The organism is Bacillus sp. FDAARGOS_527 (assembly GCF_003812125.1).
GTDB lineage: Bacteria > Bacillota > Bacilli > Bacillales > Bacillaceae_G > Bacillus_A > Bacillus_A paranthracis.
The window spans coordinates 22,520-36,193 of record NZ_CP033793.1 but is presented as its reverse complement, the minus strand read 5'-3'; the positions used below and the strand labels follow the sequence as shown (position 1 = coordinate 36,193).

Here is a 13,674-nt window from a genome sequence, read left to right as displayed (position 1 = left end):
TTTAAATTCCCTTTAAAAAGTCTCTTATGTCAACCGCATGTCTAGCCAAGATATACCCACAACATGCACCAATTAAAATTTCTATTGCCTTTGTACGGTGCCCCAATGCCCAGGCCGCGCCCGAAAAGATAATAACTAAAACTACGCCCGCATCAAACCCGTTCATAATGGCACTATGAACATTGCCAAACGTCCCGTTAACTCCCGCGGCAAATGTTACCTTTGGAAGTATTAATATTAATGAACTCCCTGTAGCGGTAAAAACCTTTTTAAGTGCGTTCTTACTATTTGTTTCTTTATGTGCTTTCTTTTTATAACTTTGGTCCATAAAAGAGCGAAAAGAAATCGTTTCTGTCTTAGTCATAATGCAACACCCCTCGTATAATTTTAAAAGAACTACACATACTACTTATAAATGAAAAGTAGGAGGTCTAACGATATGCATGTTGCAATTGCTGTCGCTGTAGGCGCGATTATTGGATCACTTGTTAATGTTTTTGTTGGGTAAAAATACAGGCAGTGAGCTTTTTGAAGGCTCCTGTCTTTTTGTTTGCGCCTTAATTTGTTCAATACGTGCCGCGGCACTTAATTTCTTCTTTCCTGTTACACTCTGTTCGTCTTGTCGAATTGGTGAAGGTACTTGTTTTCTATCCTCTTCGCATGTTATTTTTTTATGTTTATCGGGTATATCGTTCCAGATCAATTTCTTTACATAACCCGAAAAATTTTTACGCTTTACATGCTGTAACATGATCCGATCCTTTTCATTCTTCTTATTAAATGCTACAGGTTTACTAAACTTCGATCTTTCCATTCTGTTCACCCTCCCCGATGTGACCGATAATATCGGTATTACTAAAACATATTCCTTTCTGTTTGTACGTTATTCACCTTTTTATACAAAAAAATTCTCTACTTTTTTATTTAATCGATATGAGCGGTAATATCACTTTTCCCATAAAAAAATGACCCTTTAAGGCCACATTTTTAATCATTAGCTATCAGCGTGCTTTACGCTATTAGCTATATGTATAAAGTATTACCTTTGTGCAAGTACAACTTTAATTTTCTAAATTTATAGACATTTACCTCTCCAATACCATTTCTATACTACATAAAATGGTATAATCATACTGTTATTTCATAAAACAGCAAGGGGTGTCACTTATGGGAGAAAGCCAAAAAAAAGTAAAAGTTTTACTAAACAAGGGTGGAATTGATTTAGAACATCTTGAAATTATTCCACTTCATGAGAATTTCAAAGAAATTTTGAAATGTGAATGGATTGAGTTTAATTCATTAGGTGGCGGATTTGTAGGAGTCTGTGACGCTCAAGCAAAGTTGAAAAATTTACAAGAAAATCCTTTTGGATTTAGGGGATCAATGATCTTGTGTAAAGTTTATGAGGGAAACGAAGAACATCGACAAGGTGAATTTATAGATATCACAATTGAAGATGAAATAAAAGTAATTGGTGTTTTTGCTTATGCATTGTATGGAGAAGATGCATTTGTTGATGATGAAGAGGAAGAGAATGATACATTTTTAGAAGTAATTCCAGGTGGTAAAGGTACTTCTAATAATATAGATTAAATACTACATAAAATAAATTACATAACAAGGGGCTATTACTTATTTAAGATTAATATAATGAATTTGCAAAGGTGGTAAATATGAACACTGTTAAAAAATATTCACATTATGACGAAACAACTAGATGTACGGTAGATGGCTGTGAAAATAAACCTGATTATGAAGTATACTTGTACGATTATTATGATTTTATGAATGAAGAATTTTTGGAACAGGATTATACTTGTCCATTTATTTGTGAAAAACATATGCAAATAAATGAAAGGGATGCTGTTGGTGAAAGGAAGCCTAGAAGAGTTGTACGTTATCCTTATACGAACAAAGGTGGTGCACAAGGATACACCAGATATCAACCGATATTAGAAGTATACCCTCAAATTTTTCATGAGGGACTACCTGTTACTACGCCTTCACTAAGAGTGGATTTTTCTGATATTAATAGCCAACTAATCCAATACCTAGCTAGAAATCCCGAATTAATGCGTGAATTAGACCCAAGAAAATTCGAAGAATTAGTTGCTGAGCTATTTCATAAAAAAGGATATGAAGTGTCACTAACCCCACAAACAAGAGATGGTGGGAAGGATATTTATGCTCTAAAAAAAGATTCAATCTCTACTACATTATTTTTAATAGAAACAAAACGATACAGTAAAACTAATAAGGTCGGTGTCGATTTAGTTAGGGGTTTATATGGAGTCAAACATGCTGAAAGGGCAAATGTAGGTATGTTAGTTACTACGTCTTCTTTTACTAAAGATGCTATAGACTTTGCCACTCCACTTAAATATGAAATGAGTTTAAAAGACTTTAGTAATTTAAAAGAATGGTTAAAAGAATACAAGTAAAATTCCTCATTATTGTAAAAAAGAAATCCATATAAAACCAATAGGCTTTATATATTGAAACTCTATATTTTATGGTATAATTAATGACTGAGGGTACATTTTTTCAAGAAAAAAGGCAAACAATATAAATACTTTCTGAAAGTGTTCAATTCAAGTTCTACAAAAAGCATTTGTTATTCTATAGCAAATGCTTTTTGACAAATTATATTCTTTTTTATAACATAAAAAGGAATTGAGTGGTCGAGACTCAATTCCTTAGGTGAAGTCATTTGCCAACGAATACCTGGTGAAAGAATCCTTCTTTTATGATTGGATTCTTTTACTTTGTTTTGAGCATAAAATGTAATACTGTATATGCCATTTTTCTTGTTGAGCATCCTCGTTTGAGTGCCAATTGTTGTAAGAGTTTTTGCTGAAATGGTGATAATTCAAGTTCTACAAAATGTTGAAAAGCATGAGATTGTCTTACAGGTATATCCTCCATATAGATATAGTCTAAACCTTCTGTTACTAACTCCGATGCAATTTGATCTAAATTTTCGTTATACAATGCGAACTCTTCCAGTCTTTCATGCAAATGTGGTTCTAATGAAATTAATAACTTCTTATTAGTTTTTCGGAATTTCTGTTTTTGGCCTTTCCAGTAATTTTGCTCTTGCATAACTGCATGTAACATTTTGGTTCCCCCTATTTATAATTTTAATTTTTATTTCTTCCTTACAATCAAATCCCTACTTATTGTTTCTTACGGTATCAATTGCGGCTAAACAAGCGGCTATCCCAAGACGCTTTTCACTATATATTTTCTTGTTCACTGTTAGGTACCAGCACCCATTTTCTTTTATGCTCAATAGATCGTCATATTGCCGCCCTAATTTTTCTAAAATAAAGGTGGATTCCTCAACAGGATTGAAATATTCAATCGGCATTCTAATAAATGGTGTACGATTCTTACCCCAATATGTACCGCATTTTTCTAGCCCCAAAAACTCTTTTGCAATGACATAATCTAGCCTTTCTGTTGCAACAGATAAATCATGATAAGGTATCCACCAATTAGAATCACTCATGGCCACAAATTCTTTTGCAATACTGTTGTATAAGATTTGGCAGATACTAATACCTTCAAAGTCATCTTGTGTGACAACAAAATCAGACTGTCTTAATTTGTGCCCGCTTTTATCCGTTGTACCAATTTCAAATTCTTCACTTTTCAATAATTGAACTGTTTTCATCACATGAAATTCCCCCTTTATTTCCTAAATGAACATGCTAAAATATTTTTGAAGGCATCTTATTTCTTGTGCCCTTCACCAATACGATCACTCATCACACTTCCCCTTTCTGTTGCTTTATAGCAATGGAAAGGGATTGTTTTGTAAAGCGGCTCTTACTTTCTTGCATAGCGTTTTGAAGCAATTTTAACTTTGTTTCTTTGCAAAGAACTCTCCATACAGATACACCAATTTTCATTTTCTTGCCTCCCTTTTATAGTTCTTCTCCACACTCATGACAAACCGTTATAGATTCATCTGTTCCTTTAATTTCGATTGTTTGATTATCTCCATGTGTACAAGAAATTTCTTTGTCTTCTATCTGTTTTTTCATGTGAATTACAACTTCTTCAATGCAGTAATAACATAGTCTTCCTAATGCAAATCCTTCCGCGGCAATCTTTCCACACGCTCTACATTTGTAATCTTCCATGTGATTGCTCCTTTCTTTTCTAAAGGACTAATTCACTAAGCTGACAGCAATCAACGCACTAATTAAGATCAAACCAACAAATTGCATGGTATTCTTTATTGATTGAATCAAAGTTTTATCTCCTTTCTAGAGGAATTGTTTTAAAAACAACCTTTCTTCCATATGGTTCTCCTCTAAAATCCATATAGGATACCCGAAAATAAGTAGGTGAAAAGCATCATAAAAATTGAGGTTGCAAAGAAGCCATAAAACCAAATTTGATCCGAAACACTTTCTTCAATACCAAAATAACGATTTATTTTTTTGCAATTTTCTGAAATAGGAGAGTAAAATTTTTTGAGGAATTTAAATTTAAGGTGAGGTTGTGTTAAAATAGGCTCACCAGACGTAATTTTAATAAGGATTTGTTTCATAGCCATTCTTCCTTTCTTAAATTATGTTGGCTCATAAGAGGAAGGTGTTTTTCCAGGCTGGCAGGCGCGGAAACATCTTTCTCTTTTGTTTTTTACTTGTTATTTTTAGGTTCACCAAACCATTCACGCATTGCATCAATCGATACAAGCCAAGACTTTTGATCCCGTTTATATGTGCGGTTCGGATCACGCGGCGGTTCAAAATATTTAATCAAACCGCGTTCAATCATACGATCAATTTGTTCTTCTTTTGCTAAAGATGGTTTTACTTTGTTTTTTACTGTTTCATAAGGTATTCCCCATCTTATAGCCGCTTCTTGAAGAAACATATACTTATCAATTTCCTTCATTAACAAATCCCTTTCTAAATCTATAAATATTTTATATGAACCTCCTTTCAACTTAAATTTAACCTATATAGGTTAAAAATTCAAGTGTTTTCCTATTTTTTCTTTCGAATTTTTTCGACAAATTAAAAAGCCCCTATACATATAGGGATTTCAATGAATAGTAAACTACATACGGATAAAATGATTCTTGGATAACTTTACCCTAGTTGTTTGTATGAAAAAAGAGTGGCATTTTGCCACTCTTTTTGTTATATAACACTTTTTTAGTTATATAACATTTCTCTTAATGCTTCATCCCATCTATCGAAAATTTCACGCCCAAATATAACTTCATCTACTAATCCCATATGTAACATATCTATGATTCTACACAAATAAGACCGTCCCATATTCCACCACGTATTGTAATCGTCTATAAAATATATATGTTCGATAGGCGTGTGTAGTACATGAGAAAGATGATTTATCTCATGGCCATCTAGTTGAGTTTCATAAACACCATCCGCAATACGACTTCCGAATGTTGTTGTGTAATAATATTCTTTGATTTCCCAGATTGCTTGAGGATTCACTGTGCTGGGAAAAGCACCATCAAATCGTCTGGAAAGAATACCTTGTACTTCACTATTTTGATTGAGGATGTAAGTTAAACTACGTGGATCATCATTAAAACCTATATCTTCTCCATAAGTTAAATCATGACGATCACTAAATTCACGTAATACATGTTCTGTAATGATGTTTATCATACAAGTAAAATAAGCATAATCCTTTTTTTCACCTTTTTGTTTATTGAAGGGTAGACTTGAAGTAAAACCATTATTTCTGTATATCTCGAATAAATGATTAAAGCGCTGTCTAGCCTCTTCTACATCCATAAACAAATTCTTAACTGTATTATTTAGTAGATCAGCTCGATATTCCAAATAATTCGCAACATCTTCTAATAAATCTTCGTCAATATTTATATTCATTGCACCAAGTTTTTCTCGGATTGAATATTTATCATGATGTAAAACAAGATTTGTTTTGGAATAACCAAGTTTCTCTGAGATTAACTTGGCATATCCCCAAAAAGAAGTGGATCTATTTAGAAATTGTGGATTTGCTCTCATAGTTTTTCTCCTATCATAAGTTGATATATGTAAACAAATCCGACACGTTGATATCTAGCGCAGCAGCTATTTTACTTATGTTAATCAAGGAAACGTTCCTGTTACCTCTTTCCACCTCGCTTATGTATGTTCGGTGCAGACCTGTTATTTCTGCTAGTTTTTCTTGTGAAATTTCTTTTTTATTACGATAATATTTAATAGACATACCAAATCGTTCTTTAATATCAATATTTTCCATAAATTAAATTTACTAATTTGATGACTATATATCTACAGACTATAAGTGACATTTTTGGTATAATTGTTTTAACAAGAGTATGAAAGAGGTAAAAAAACTAATGAAAAAAATCCCACAATTACTTAAATGGGTTGGAAATAAACATAAATTTGCTAATGAAATAGTAGAGATGATGCCTAGTGAAATAGAAACTTATTATGAGCCGTTTCTAGGTAGTGGAGCGATATTAGGTACTTTGGCTTACTATCAAAAAAGTTCATTAATCCCACCTATAACGTATAAAAAAGCTGTTGCTTCAGATGTTATGACACCGTTAATAGGTATTTTTAATCATGTGAAAAATGAACCGAATACCTTAATTGAACATTATAAAGAATGTATTGATGGTTATAGTGATAATAGGGAAGAGAAATATTTAGAGGTTCGTGAGCGTTTTAACAAAGATCGTGATCCTTTAGATTTTGCTGTTCTTACACGTACATGTTATTCAGGAATTATTCGTTTTCGGAAGAGCGATGGCTATATGAGTACACCTATAGGTCCTCATAAACCAATTTCGCCTGAATCATTTGGAGAACGAGTACGGATATGGCATGATCTTTTGCAAGATGTTGAGTTTATAAATGCGGACTTTAGGGAAACGATGGCTAAAGCGCAGAACGGCGATTTGGTCTATTGTGATCCGCCTTATACACATAGTCAAGGTATACTGTATGGAGCACAGGCTTTTAAAATAGAGGACTTATGGCAAGCAATTTATGATTGTAAACAGCGTGGTGCAAAAGTGATGTTGTCTATAAATGGGAAAAAGAAATCTAAAACTGAAGATATTAGTGTTCAAATTCCAGAGGGATTATTTGAGAGAGAACAATATGTTAATTGTGGTGTATCTATGATTAATCGTCTTCAAAGATCTGGTGAGATTATGACGAATGAAGATGTACATGATCGTTTACTTTTTACTTGGTAAGGATAAAAAAGAGAACCTCTATAAAAGGTTCTCTTTTTTATGTATTTTTCCTAAGAGGGATCACTATACATGCCCATCAACTTAAGAATTTTTAAACACCCTCAAAAACAAAAAAATGTACATTTTCACTTGGTGATTCCAATTTCCTTGTTCTGGGATATTTGCTTTTCTTAGCTTGATAGTGGTGTGGTGTTACCACAAATTAGTTTTTTATTTTTAGAATTGTCATAGCGCCATCCCCTTTATTTCACAACGATTTTCACTTTTGCCCCGTCTGGTAATTTCTCCACTTTATTACCTATATACGAGCCAGCGCCACGATTATCAGCTGGTTTTATATACTTAATATCGGCACCTTTTCCGCCTTCACGACACATAGCCATAGGGTATTCATCCCGATCATATCCTTTTTTCGTTGGAACATTTGCTAATGACTGTTTTCTCCTTTCTGCGGCTCCATCCCGATCAATTGTACAAATATCTGTCTTGCCATTTGCAATCGCATCTTTAATATGTGCCGCGGTTTCTGGATACTTATTTGATGGAAACTCTATAACTTGTGCAATTTCTTGTGTTCCACTTGTCTGTTTTGCAGGATTTGAATTCTGAATTGCTGAACATCCCGAAAATAGTAACCCCATTACTAAAAAACTACTTACCGCCCCTTTAAAATTCATTATGCTCCCCCTTATAAAAATCTTAATCGAATTGGCTAAACACGTAATCATAAAATGCATCTGCAACATTCTCCACAAGATGATAAGAAACATACTTCTCCAATGCTTTCATTAACATAGGCTTTTCATCTATAAAATTAATCGTGTAATCCATTAAGAAACTCCAATTCCAGGATGGAATTGCAATCAAACAACTATGTTTCATCTCGTGTTCACAAAAATAAACCGTTGGTGATCCACATTGCTTTAATACTTCAAACTCAACAGACTCCATTTGTTATCCCCCTTACTCTATAGTGTGAAATCCTCCATTGTTTTACGAATTTCATCGGCTTCCACACCAATGTATTGTAAAGTTTGACCTTGCGTTGCATGGCCAAATAGTTTCATCAAATAGTACACATCTTTCTTTCTCTGGTAATAGTGATATCCAAACGTTTTCCGCATACTATGTGTTCCCCACTGTTCTGAATCAATACCGCAAGCCTCGGCCGCTTTATGTAAAAAAGTATGAGCCATTTGTCTTGTAATGGGTTTATCCCCTTGACGACTTGGAAAAAGCCAATCAGAGTCGGCCCGATTACTCGTGTATTTCGCAATCTCTTGTTGCAAGACTGAATTAAAATACACTTCTACCGTTGTATCTGTTTTTTCCATTTTAATTTTCATGACATCTTTTCCACGAACATCTTTTACACGTAATCGTAAAATGTCGCTGATACGTAAACCTGTATTAATTCCAAAGTAAAATAAAAAGTAATTTCGATATGAGGAATTTTGTAATAACCAATCTTTCATTTGTTCAATTTTTTCTAATGAACGAATTGGCTCTTTTGCTCCAGGTTTTCGTCCTCCTTTCGCCATAAAACACGACCTCCTAATTCGATGCTGTTACCTATAATATGTAAAACTTACTTTAACTATAACTATATTTTGTTAAACTGACAATCTTTTTCTTTTTATTTTATAGCGAAAAAAACCAGTAATACCATAGAAAAACGCATGATATCACTGGTTTTTATGAGTTTAACATTTTGTATCTTTTGTAAAACTCATTTTCTTTTTATGCTTTAATGAACAGAAATTACAAAGGGCCTGTTATTAGGTGTGCACCCGTTAGTAAAAATGACCTGTTAGTAAAAGTGTACCTGTTAGCAGTAATACATACTGAATGGAAAAATCCATTTCAAATTTCTTACGAAAAACAAAAATTTAGTCTAGCTTCTCTTATATTAAAGGCAAGAACACTACACAGTTTGTTTTTCGCTAAGAGGCAACATGAAAAACTAAGCTATTTTTAAAGAAAAGGAGGGAAACGCAAATGAAGATCAAATTTGAAATTGATATTGATAAGGACACATTGTTAACGATTATTACACTTATAGGTTCATGCTTTTAGTAAATCTTAAATTTATCAAGTATACTTTTAGGTGAAGAGTAACTGTAGGTCAACGGAGATAAAGCACTTGTTTAAGTGCTTTTCTTTCCTTATTATTATGATGGAGGATTTACGATGAAGGAACATGAAAAACAAAAATCATATTATATAAGAGAATACACATTACGAGATAAAAACACAAAATCCATTAGGGTTGAAGCCTGGCGCTCTTTTAAAGAGGAAATGAGGGTGCTTGGTATTACGGACAATGACATTTTTCAAATTCAACTGATTAAAAAGCATATGTGAAATTGCAAATCCTTTTGTAAATGTTATAATATAAGTACAAATAAAAGAATATTTTCAGTCTATAACTTATACAATAAAAAAGAGAGCAACATGCTACCAACATGCGCTCTCCTTTAGATAACTGCTACCGTCAAGGTGGTGGCTATCAATTAACGTTTACGAGAACCACTCTTTTTCTTTTGCTTGCGACGGCGATAAGAAAGGGTGGTTTTTCGTTTATCTAAAAATTTCTTTTTAAATACATGAGCTGTTACTTCACGAAGTACAGCTTTAATAATTTCTTTTAGAAATTCAAGAAAAACTTCCATAGCTAGTTCACCCCCCTTCTTTTCCAAATGGAAAAAAAGAGGATAGCCCCGCCACCCTAACTTCACAATTACCTTTTCACATTATAGCATATTTAATAATTTAATTTTTAAGCATAATTCATCTTCAATTTATTATGTTATCTTATTTATTTTCCTCATAACGAGATAAAATTAGAATAGAATACTTATAATATATGTGTGACACTTTTTTGGACATTTTTTCGGACACTTTTTTCGTCACGTATACGTAATAAATTTTTATGATATTTTATTGAGACAAAAAGTGTGACACATAACTATTGTATATTTGTCACACCTGTGATAACATAAAAACAGTTGTACTTTACAACACTTTATTTTCACTGTAGTTTCAGCTAAAGATTCAGCTTTAATTTTATTGCAAAATAAAACCCCTTCCTCAGCCAAGGAAGGAGTTATAAAGTACAAAAGGTCAGCCAACCTTATGCACTTTGTTGTTCATTACTCGAAATACTACTAGTCTTTTGGAAATAGTCAGCCAACTTACCCAAAAGAAAAATGTAAAATTGACACAATAATAAAAACAGCTGAATCATTGATATAGCAGGCATACCCAGATAGACATACAAGCATAACGGTATTGCTATTATTATAGCTAATAGCAATGCTAAGATTTGGAATTTAGCATTTTTCCAGATTAAAAAAGGAGTAATGCGAATCCCAGCATTGAAAATTGGACATAATGAAAGATATACATTAAACAGCAATCCAGGAATTACTGTTTTTATAAGAAATGCAATTATTGTTATTAACACGATTAATTTTCCTTTCTTTTTTCAATTTTTGTGTAAACTAATTTTACTTATAATTAAATGAATTAGTATTTTGCACATCCTTTCTATGTTTGGATTATCTATATAAAACGGGAGCCACCCGTGAATTTTATAACAGCGCAAAAAAAGCCCATCATGTAGGCTTTATTTTTTTGCCACAAATTGGTTGTTTTTTAGATATGTACACTTATTCTATCGAATTATATCACATAATCGGAATGAAAACAACTATTTTAATAGATTTTTTTGAAAAAATTATAAGTTTCAGAACTCATCTATATTATTATGATTTAATCAATTAAATTTATATATACTTTCTTTACTACAGATTCTAAAACATATATTCACAATAAAAGGGAGAGCCTTGTAATAAACAAGGCTCTCCCTTTTATTTTAATCCAACTCTATACCGACTATCCTCTGAAACACATAAACTTGCCGCATTAACTTTTATACTACATTTTCCTAATCGCCGCTTTACTTCGGATTGTAATTTTTCATTTGCTTCCTCTAAAGAACTTGCTGGAATAATTGTAGATTGTGAGCCTGTTACCTTGCCACTATACATCACTGAAAAGTTCAATTCATATTGATGTATCAAGATTTCTCCACTCCTTTTTTCATGGATTTCCTCACAGATCATTCTTATTTGTCGCTTGCTCCTGTAGTTTTTGAAGATAGGTACGCATTTGCGGTACATACCAGCTTTTTCTTAATCGGATGATCGCAATTCCCACAATTAAAATCAAAAAGGCTTGTAGGAAAATATCTTGTGTTTCCCATAACGTGCACAAATACAGAAGACTTCCCGAACAAAAATAATACATGGCCAATAATAGGTTTATATTTGCGATTATCATTTGTTTCTTTACAATCGCGGCTATTCCTGCCAAAACAAGCGTACAAACTCCTATACTTAGCAAAATATGTGAAATAACCTTAAAAAAAATCATCCCCACACCCCTTTTTCTCTAAAAACTTATTTAAACCACTTAAAAGACCGAATAAAAGACGTAATCTTTTTCAATACCAAATGTATTGATAACCTCTTTAAAATCAATTACAAAAGAATCTGAAACGTCATTTTTTCTGAAATGGAAACTTTTTGTGTTGAAAATCATATATGCATTGTTTTCCAACATATCCAATTGAAACGCCTGTAAAAAAGGTTGCACCAGCGATTTTCACTCCCCATTGCCACATGTTTTCCTGTAAAAAATGATGCGAAACATAGAGGCATACCCCTGTACAAATAATGATCCAGATTCCATATTCATCATATTTTCTTTGTTCTAACTTTTGTTCATGAAACGGATATACTTGGATAAACAAAAAGGCTATCAGCAAAACTGACAGCCCAATTCCCAATACGATCATTCTTTATCGCCCCATTTCCACTCGATTAAACCTCTTTATAGCGCTTCTGTAATAATTGTTGTACACGTGCCGCGTACATTCTAAAATAGGGAATATTTTGTGCGGCAACCTTTCCAAAATCCATTTGCATTAATGTTTCTTCTAACAGTTTGAACTCAAATTCTAAGAATTTATCATGTTGTTTCTGAATCGAATGCGGGATATTATGCAAGGCATCCGCAATTTCTCGTATATATGTCACACTGTATTCATCTTCGTTTGAATAGGAAAATACATTTCGAATTAATGCAAACGTTTCTTGCAAAACTTCATATCCAATATGATGTAATACATTTTGATTTATCAAATCCGCCCTCATTCCCTTCCCTGCAATTCATTCTTCCCTATCTCTCCCTATTCTTCCTTATGCCTCCCTCTCTTTCCGCTTATTTCGGCAAATATAGTGTTGAATTGATTCGCTAGATATCGCCAACATTTTGCGTGTTTTGCCTAATTAGATGAGCCAATATATGGATTCAATCCACTAGTTGATATAGCCTTTTTCTTGTAGGGGCTGTTGAATTTTCGCTTCATCAACAATCCACTTGTTTTTTTGATTATCATAAAGTAAAGAAATATCTAATGGCATTTGAGTCACACTAGAAACACCATTCACCGTTATTTTTTGCCATATACGGACAAATACATTGGCATGTGTTGTATCTACTGCTGTATAGTACAACAAGACTTTATCAATATCAGACACGATTGTTTTATTAGGTTCCGTCTTTTCAATAGGCTGATTGATGTCTGTTCCTGCTGGAACAAGCATTTTCAAAGCATTATCTGTCACAAATGGCTCAATTTTCGTCCATGCCCGTTCTCCTTTCGCTGTATCATAGACGAAAAAGGCTTTTAAAAATTCTTCTGCATCTTTTTTGACCTGTGTTTCTGTATTTTGTTCTTTTCCTTTCAATATCTGATCTAGTTTTTTATTTTGGATTTGTACCACTTGTAATTCTTTCTTTGTATCTTCATATTTTTTTTGATATTCATTTACTTTAGAGGCTGTAGAGGTTGCATATATGCCAACCCCTACAACTAACAATAGTAAAATACCTATAAACCCTTTATTCATCGCTATTCCTCCCCTATCTTACACGTCGAATTCCAACGAAATGATCCGCCCAATATTTTTGACTTAAATCTGCATAGTGTAAATGCGTTCCACCCGCATTAAACATTTTGTTATTACCAATGTAGATTCCGATATGCGAAATCCCTGGCTTATATGTTCCCTGGAAGAAAACGAGATCCCCTGGCGCTGGATTATCTACTGGAACTGTAGCATTATACATAGATTCAGCGGTTCCACTAATCCTAATTCCTACTTTGTTATAACTCCATTCAATCAGCCCCGAACAGTCAAAGTTCGGCGGCGCTCGCCCCGCCCATACGTAAGGATAACCGTCGTACGGTGTTACTAAGGCCATAATCTCATTGAATTTTGCATTAGCTGGACCATCTCCTGTTCCATCCCCAGGATTAGCACTACCAGTACGGGGTCCCGCCAACCAAATGACATAAAACCCACGCTAAG

At 33.3% G+C, this 13,674-nt stretch carries 25 protein-coding genes; 4 read left to right on the top strand and 21 right to left on the bottom strand.

Annotated elements, in window-relative coordinates; genetic code table 11:
- Position 1: 1 nt before the first annotated feature.
- On the bottom strand, positions 2-364 hold the full coding sequence (locus EGX95_RS02170; protein WP_123805415.1) for a glycosyltransferase: 363 nt from the start codon (positions 362-364) through the stop codon (positions 2-4).
- Between the two features lie 117 nt (positions 365-481).
- Positions 482-814: a hypothetical protein gene (locus tag EGX95_RS02165; protein ID WP_061655298.1), complete on the bottom strand. Its 333-nt coding sequence runs from the start codon at positions 812-814 to the stop codon at positions 482-484.
- Between the two features lie 353 nt (positions 815-1,167).
- Between EGX95_RS02165 and EGX95_RS02160 the strand changes: the two genes are divergently transcribed.
- A complete protein-coding gene (locus EGX95_RS02160) occupies positions 1,168-1,593 on the top strand; it encodes a hypothetical protein (protein WP_098223273.1) in 426 nt (141 codons plus the stop codon).
- An 80-nt stretch (positions 1,594-1,673) separates the two neighbouring features.
- Entirely contained in the window at positions 1,674-2,441 is a 768-nt protein-coding gene (locus tag EGX95_RS02155; RefSeq protein WP_098223274.1) for a restriction endonuclease, read from the top strand.
- 319 nt (positions 2,442-2,760) lie between these two features.
- Here EGX95_RS02155 and EGX95_RS02150 read toward each other — a convergent pair whose 3' ends face one another.
- The 8 genes from EGX95_RS02150 to EGX95_RS02115 form a co-directional block, all read right to left on the bottom strand.
- Positions 2,761-3,117, bottom strand: a complete 357-nt coding sequence (locus tag EGX95_RS02150) for a hypothetical protein (protein ID WP_016123537.1) — start codon at positions 3,115-3,117, stop codon at positions 2,761-2,763.
- Between the two features lie 55 nt (positions 3,118-3,172).
- Positions 3,173-3,676 (bottom strand): hypothetical protein, encoded by a 504-nt coding sequence (locus EGX95_RS02145; protein ID WP_123805435.1) that lies wholly within the window; start codon positions 3,674-3,676, stop codon positions 3,173-3,175.
- A 94-nt stretch (positions 3,677-3,770) separates the two neighbouring features.
- Positions 3,771-3,914 (bottom strand): hypothetical protein, encoded by a 144-nt coding sequence (locus EGX95_RS30150; RefSeq protein WP_000690451.1) that lies wholly within the window; start codon positions 3,912-3,914, stop codon positions 3,771-3,773.
- Between the two features lie 15 nt (positions 3,915-3,929).
- The gene (locus EGX95_RS02140) at positions 3,930-4,148 is read right to left on the bottom strand and encodes a hypothetical protein (RefSeq protein ID WP_061536782.1); all 219 of its coding nucleotides are present in this window, start codon (positions 4,146-4,148) and stop codon (positions 3,930-3,932) included.
- A 173-nt stretch (positions 4,149-4,321) separates the two neighbouring features.
- Entirely contained in the window at positions 4,322-4,561 is a 240-nt protein-coding gene (locus EGX95_RS02135; protein ID WP_123805413.1) for a DUF3961 domain-containing protein, read from the bottom strand.
- Positions 4,562-4,653: 92 nt separating this feature from the next.
- On the bottom strand, positions 4,654-4,911 hold the full coding sequence (locus EGX95_RS02130; RefSeq protein WP_123805411.1) for a helix-turn-helix domain-containing protein: 258 nt from the start codon (positions 4,909-4,911) through the stop codon (positions 4,654-4,656).
- Positions 4,912-5,174: 263 nt separating this feature from the next.
- Positions 5,175-6,026 carry a DUF7687 domain-containing protein gene (locus tag EGX95_RS02125; RefSeq protein ID WP_016122981.1) on the bottom strand — a complete coding sequence of 284 codons (852 nt, stop codon included), beginning with the start codon at positions 6,024-6,026 and terminating at the stop codon, positions 5,175-5,177.
- A gap of 13 nt (positions 6,027-6,039) precedes the next feature.
- Entirely contained in the window at positions 6,040-6,231 is a 192-nt protein-coding gene (locus EGX95_RS02115; RefSeq protein WP_229174809.1) for a helix-turn-helix domain-containing protein, read from the bottom strand.
- A gap of 133 nt (positions 6,232-6,364) precedes the next feature.
- Between EGX95_RS02115 and EGX95_RS02110 the strand changes: the two genes are divergently transcribed.
- The gene (locus EGX95_RS02110; protein ID WP_016122982.1) at positions 6,365-7,234 is read left to right on the top strand and encodes a DNA adenine methylase; all 870 of its coding nucleotides are present in this window, start codon (positions 6,365-6,367) and stop codon (positions 7,232-7,234) included.
- Positions 7,235-7,476: 242 nt separating this feature from the next.
- On the opposite strand, the gene EGX95_RS02105 is transcribed toward EGX95_RS02110, so the two are convergent.
- From EGX95_RS02105 to EGX95_RS02095, 3 genes are read right to left on the bottom strand one after another with little or no spacing between them, the layout of a single operon-like run.
- On the bottom strand, positions 7,477-7,911 hold the full coding sequence (locus EGX95_RS02105) for a NucA/NucB deoxyribonuclease domain-containing protein (RefSeq protein ID WP_016122983.1): 435 nt from the start codon (positions 7,909-7,911) through the stop codon (positions 7,477-7,479).
- 22 nt (positions 7,912-7,933) lie between these two features.
- Entirely contained in the window at positions 7,934-8,185 is a 252-nt protein-coding gene (locus EGX95_RS02100) for a YueH family protein (protein ID WP_098223780.1), read from the bottom strand.
- A gap of 17 nt (positions 8,186-8,202) precedes the next feature.
- Complete coding sequence (locus EGX95_RS02095; protein ID WP_001051787.1) at positions 8,203-8,775, bottom strand: tyrosine-type recombinase/integrase; 573 nt, start codon at positions 8,773-8,775, stop codon at positions 8,203-8,205.
- A 649-nt stretch (positions 8,776-9,424) separates the two neighbouring features.
- On the opposite strand from EGX95_RS02095, the gene EGX95_RS30145 reads away from it, so the two are divergent.
- Positions 9,425-9,598: a hypothetical protein gene (locus EGX95_RS30145; RefSeq protein WP_192957642.1), complete on the top strand. Its 174-nt coding sequence runs from the start codon at positions 9,425-9,427 to the stop codon at positions 9,596-9,598.
- A 149-nt stretch (positions 9,599-9,747) separates the two neighbouring features.
- Here the strand turns inward: EGX95_RS30145 and EGX95_RS30140 are convergent, their stop codons facing one another.
- From EGX95_RS30140 to EGX95_RS02060, 8 genes are all read right to left on the bottom strand, one after another.
- Positions 9,748-9,906: a hypothetical protein gene (locus EGX95_RS30140; protein ID WP_192957641.1), complete on the bottom strand. Its 159-nt coding sequence runs from the start codon at positions 9,904-9,906 to the stop codon at positions 9,748-9,750.
- A gap of 461 nt (positions 9,907-10,367) precedes the next feature.
- Positions 10,368-10,700, bottom strand: a complete 333-nt coding sequence (locus tag EGX95_RS02090) for a hypothetical protein (protein ID WP_226812329.1) — start codon at positions 10,698-10,700, stop codon at positions 10,368-10,370.
- A 406-nt stretch (positions 10,701-11,106) separates the two neighbouring features.
- Positions 11,107-11,319 carry a hypothetical protein gene (locus EGX95_RS02085; RefSeq protein WP_123805407.1) on the bottom strand — a complete coding sequence of 71 codons (213 nt, stop codon included), beginning with the start codon at positions 11,317-11,319 and terminating at the stop codon, positions 11,107-11,109.
- Between the two features lie 31 nt (positions 11,320-11,350).
- Positions 11,351-11,671, bottom strand: a complete 321-nt coding sequence (locus EGX95_RS02080; protein WP_123805405.1) for a hypothetical protein — start codon at positions 11,669-11,671, stop codon at positions 11,351-11,353.
- Between the two features lie 127 nt (positions 11,672-11,798).
- Positions 11,799-12,095 (bottom strand): hypothetical protein, encoded by a 297-nt coding sequence (locus EGX95_RS02075; protein WP_123805403.1) that lies wholly within the window; start codon positions 12,093-12,095, stop codon positions 11,799-11,801.
- Positions 12,096-12,120: 25 nt separating this feature from the next.
- Positions 12,121-12,453: a hypothetical protein gene (locus tag EGX95_RS02070; protein WP_123805401.1), complete on the bottom strand. Its 333-nt coding sequence runs from the start codon at positions 12,451-12,453 to the stop codon at positions 12,121-12,123.
- A 165-nt stretch (positions 12,454-12,618) separates the two neighbouring features.
- Positions 12,619-13,212 carry a hypothetical protein gene (locus EGX95_RS02065; protein ID WP_123805399.1) on the bottom strand — a complete coding sequence of 198 codons (594 nt, stop codon included), beginning with the start codon at positions 13,210-13,212 and terminating at the stop codon, positions 12,619-12,621.
- Positions 13,213-13,225: 13 nt separating this feature from the next.
- On the bottom strand, positions 13,226-13,648 hold the full coding sequence (locus EGX95_RS02060; RefSeq protein WP_226812328.1) for a C40 family peptidase: 423 nt from the start codon (positions 13,646-13,648) through the stop codon (positions 13,226-13,228).
- Between the last annotated feature and the right edge of the window lie 26 nt (positions 13,649-13,674).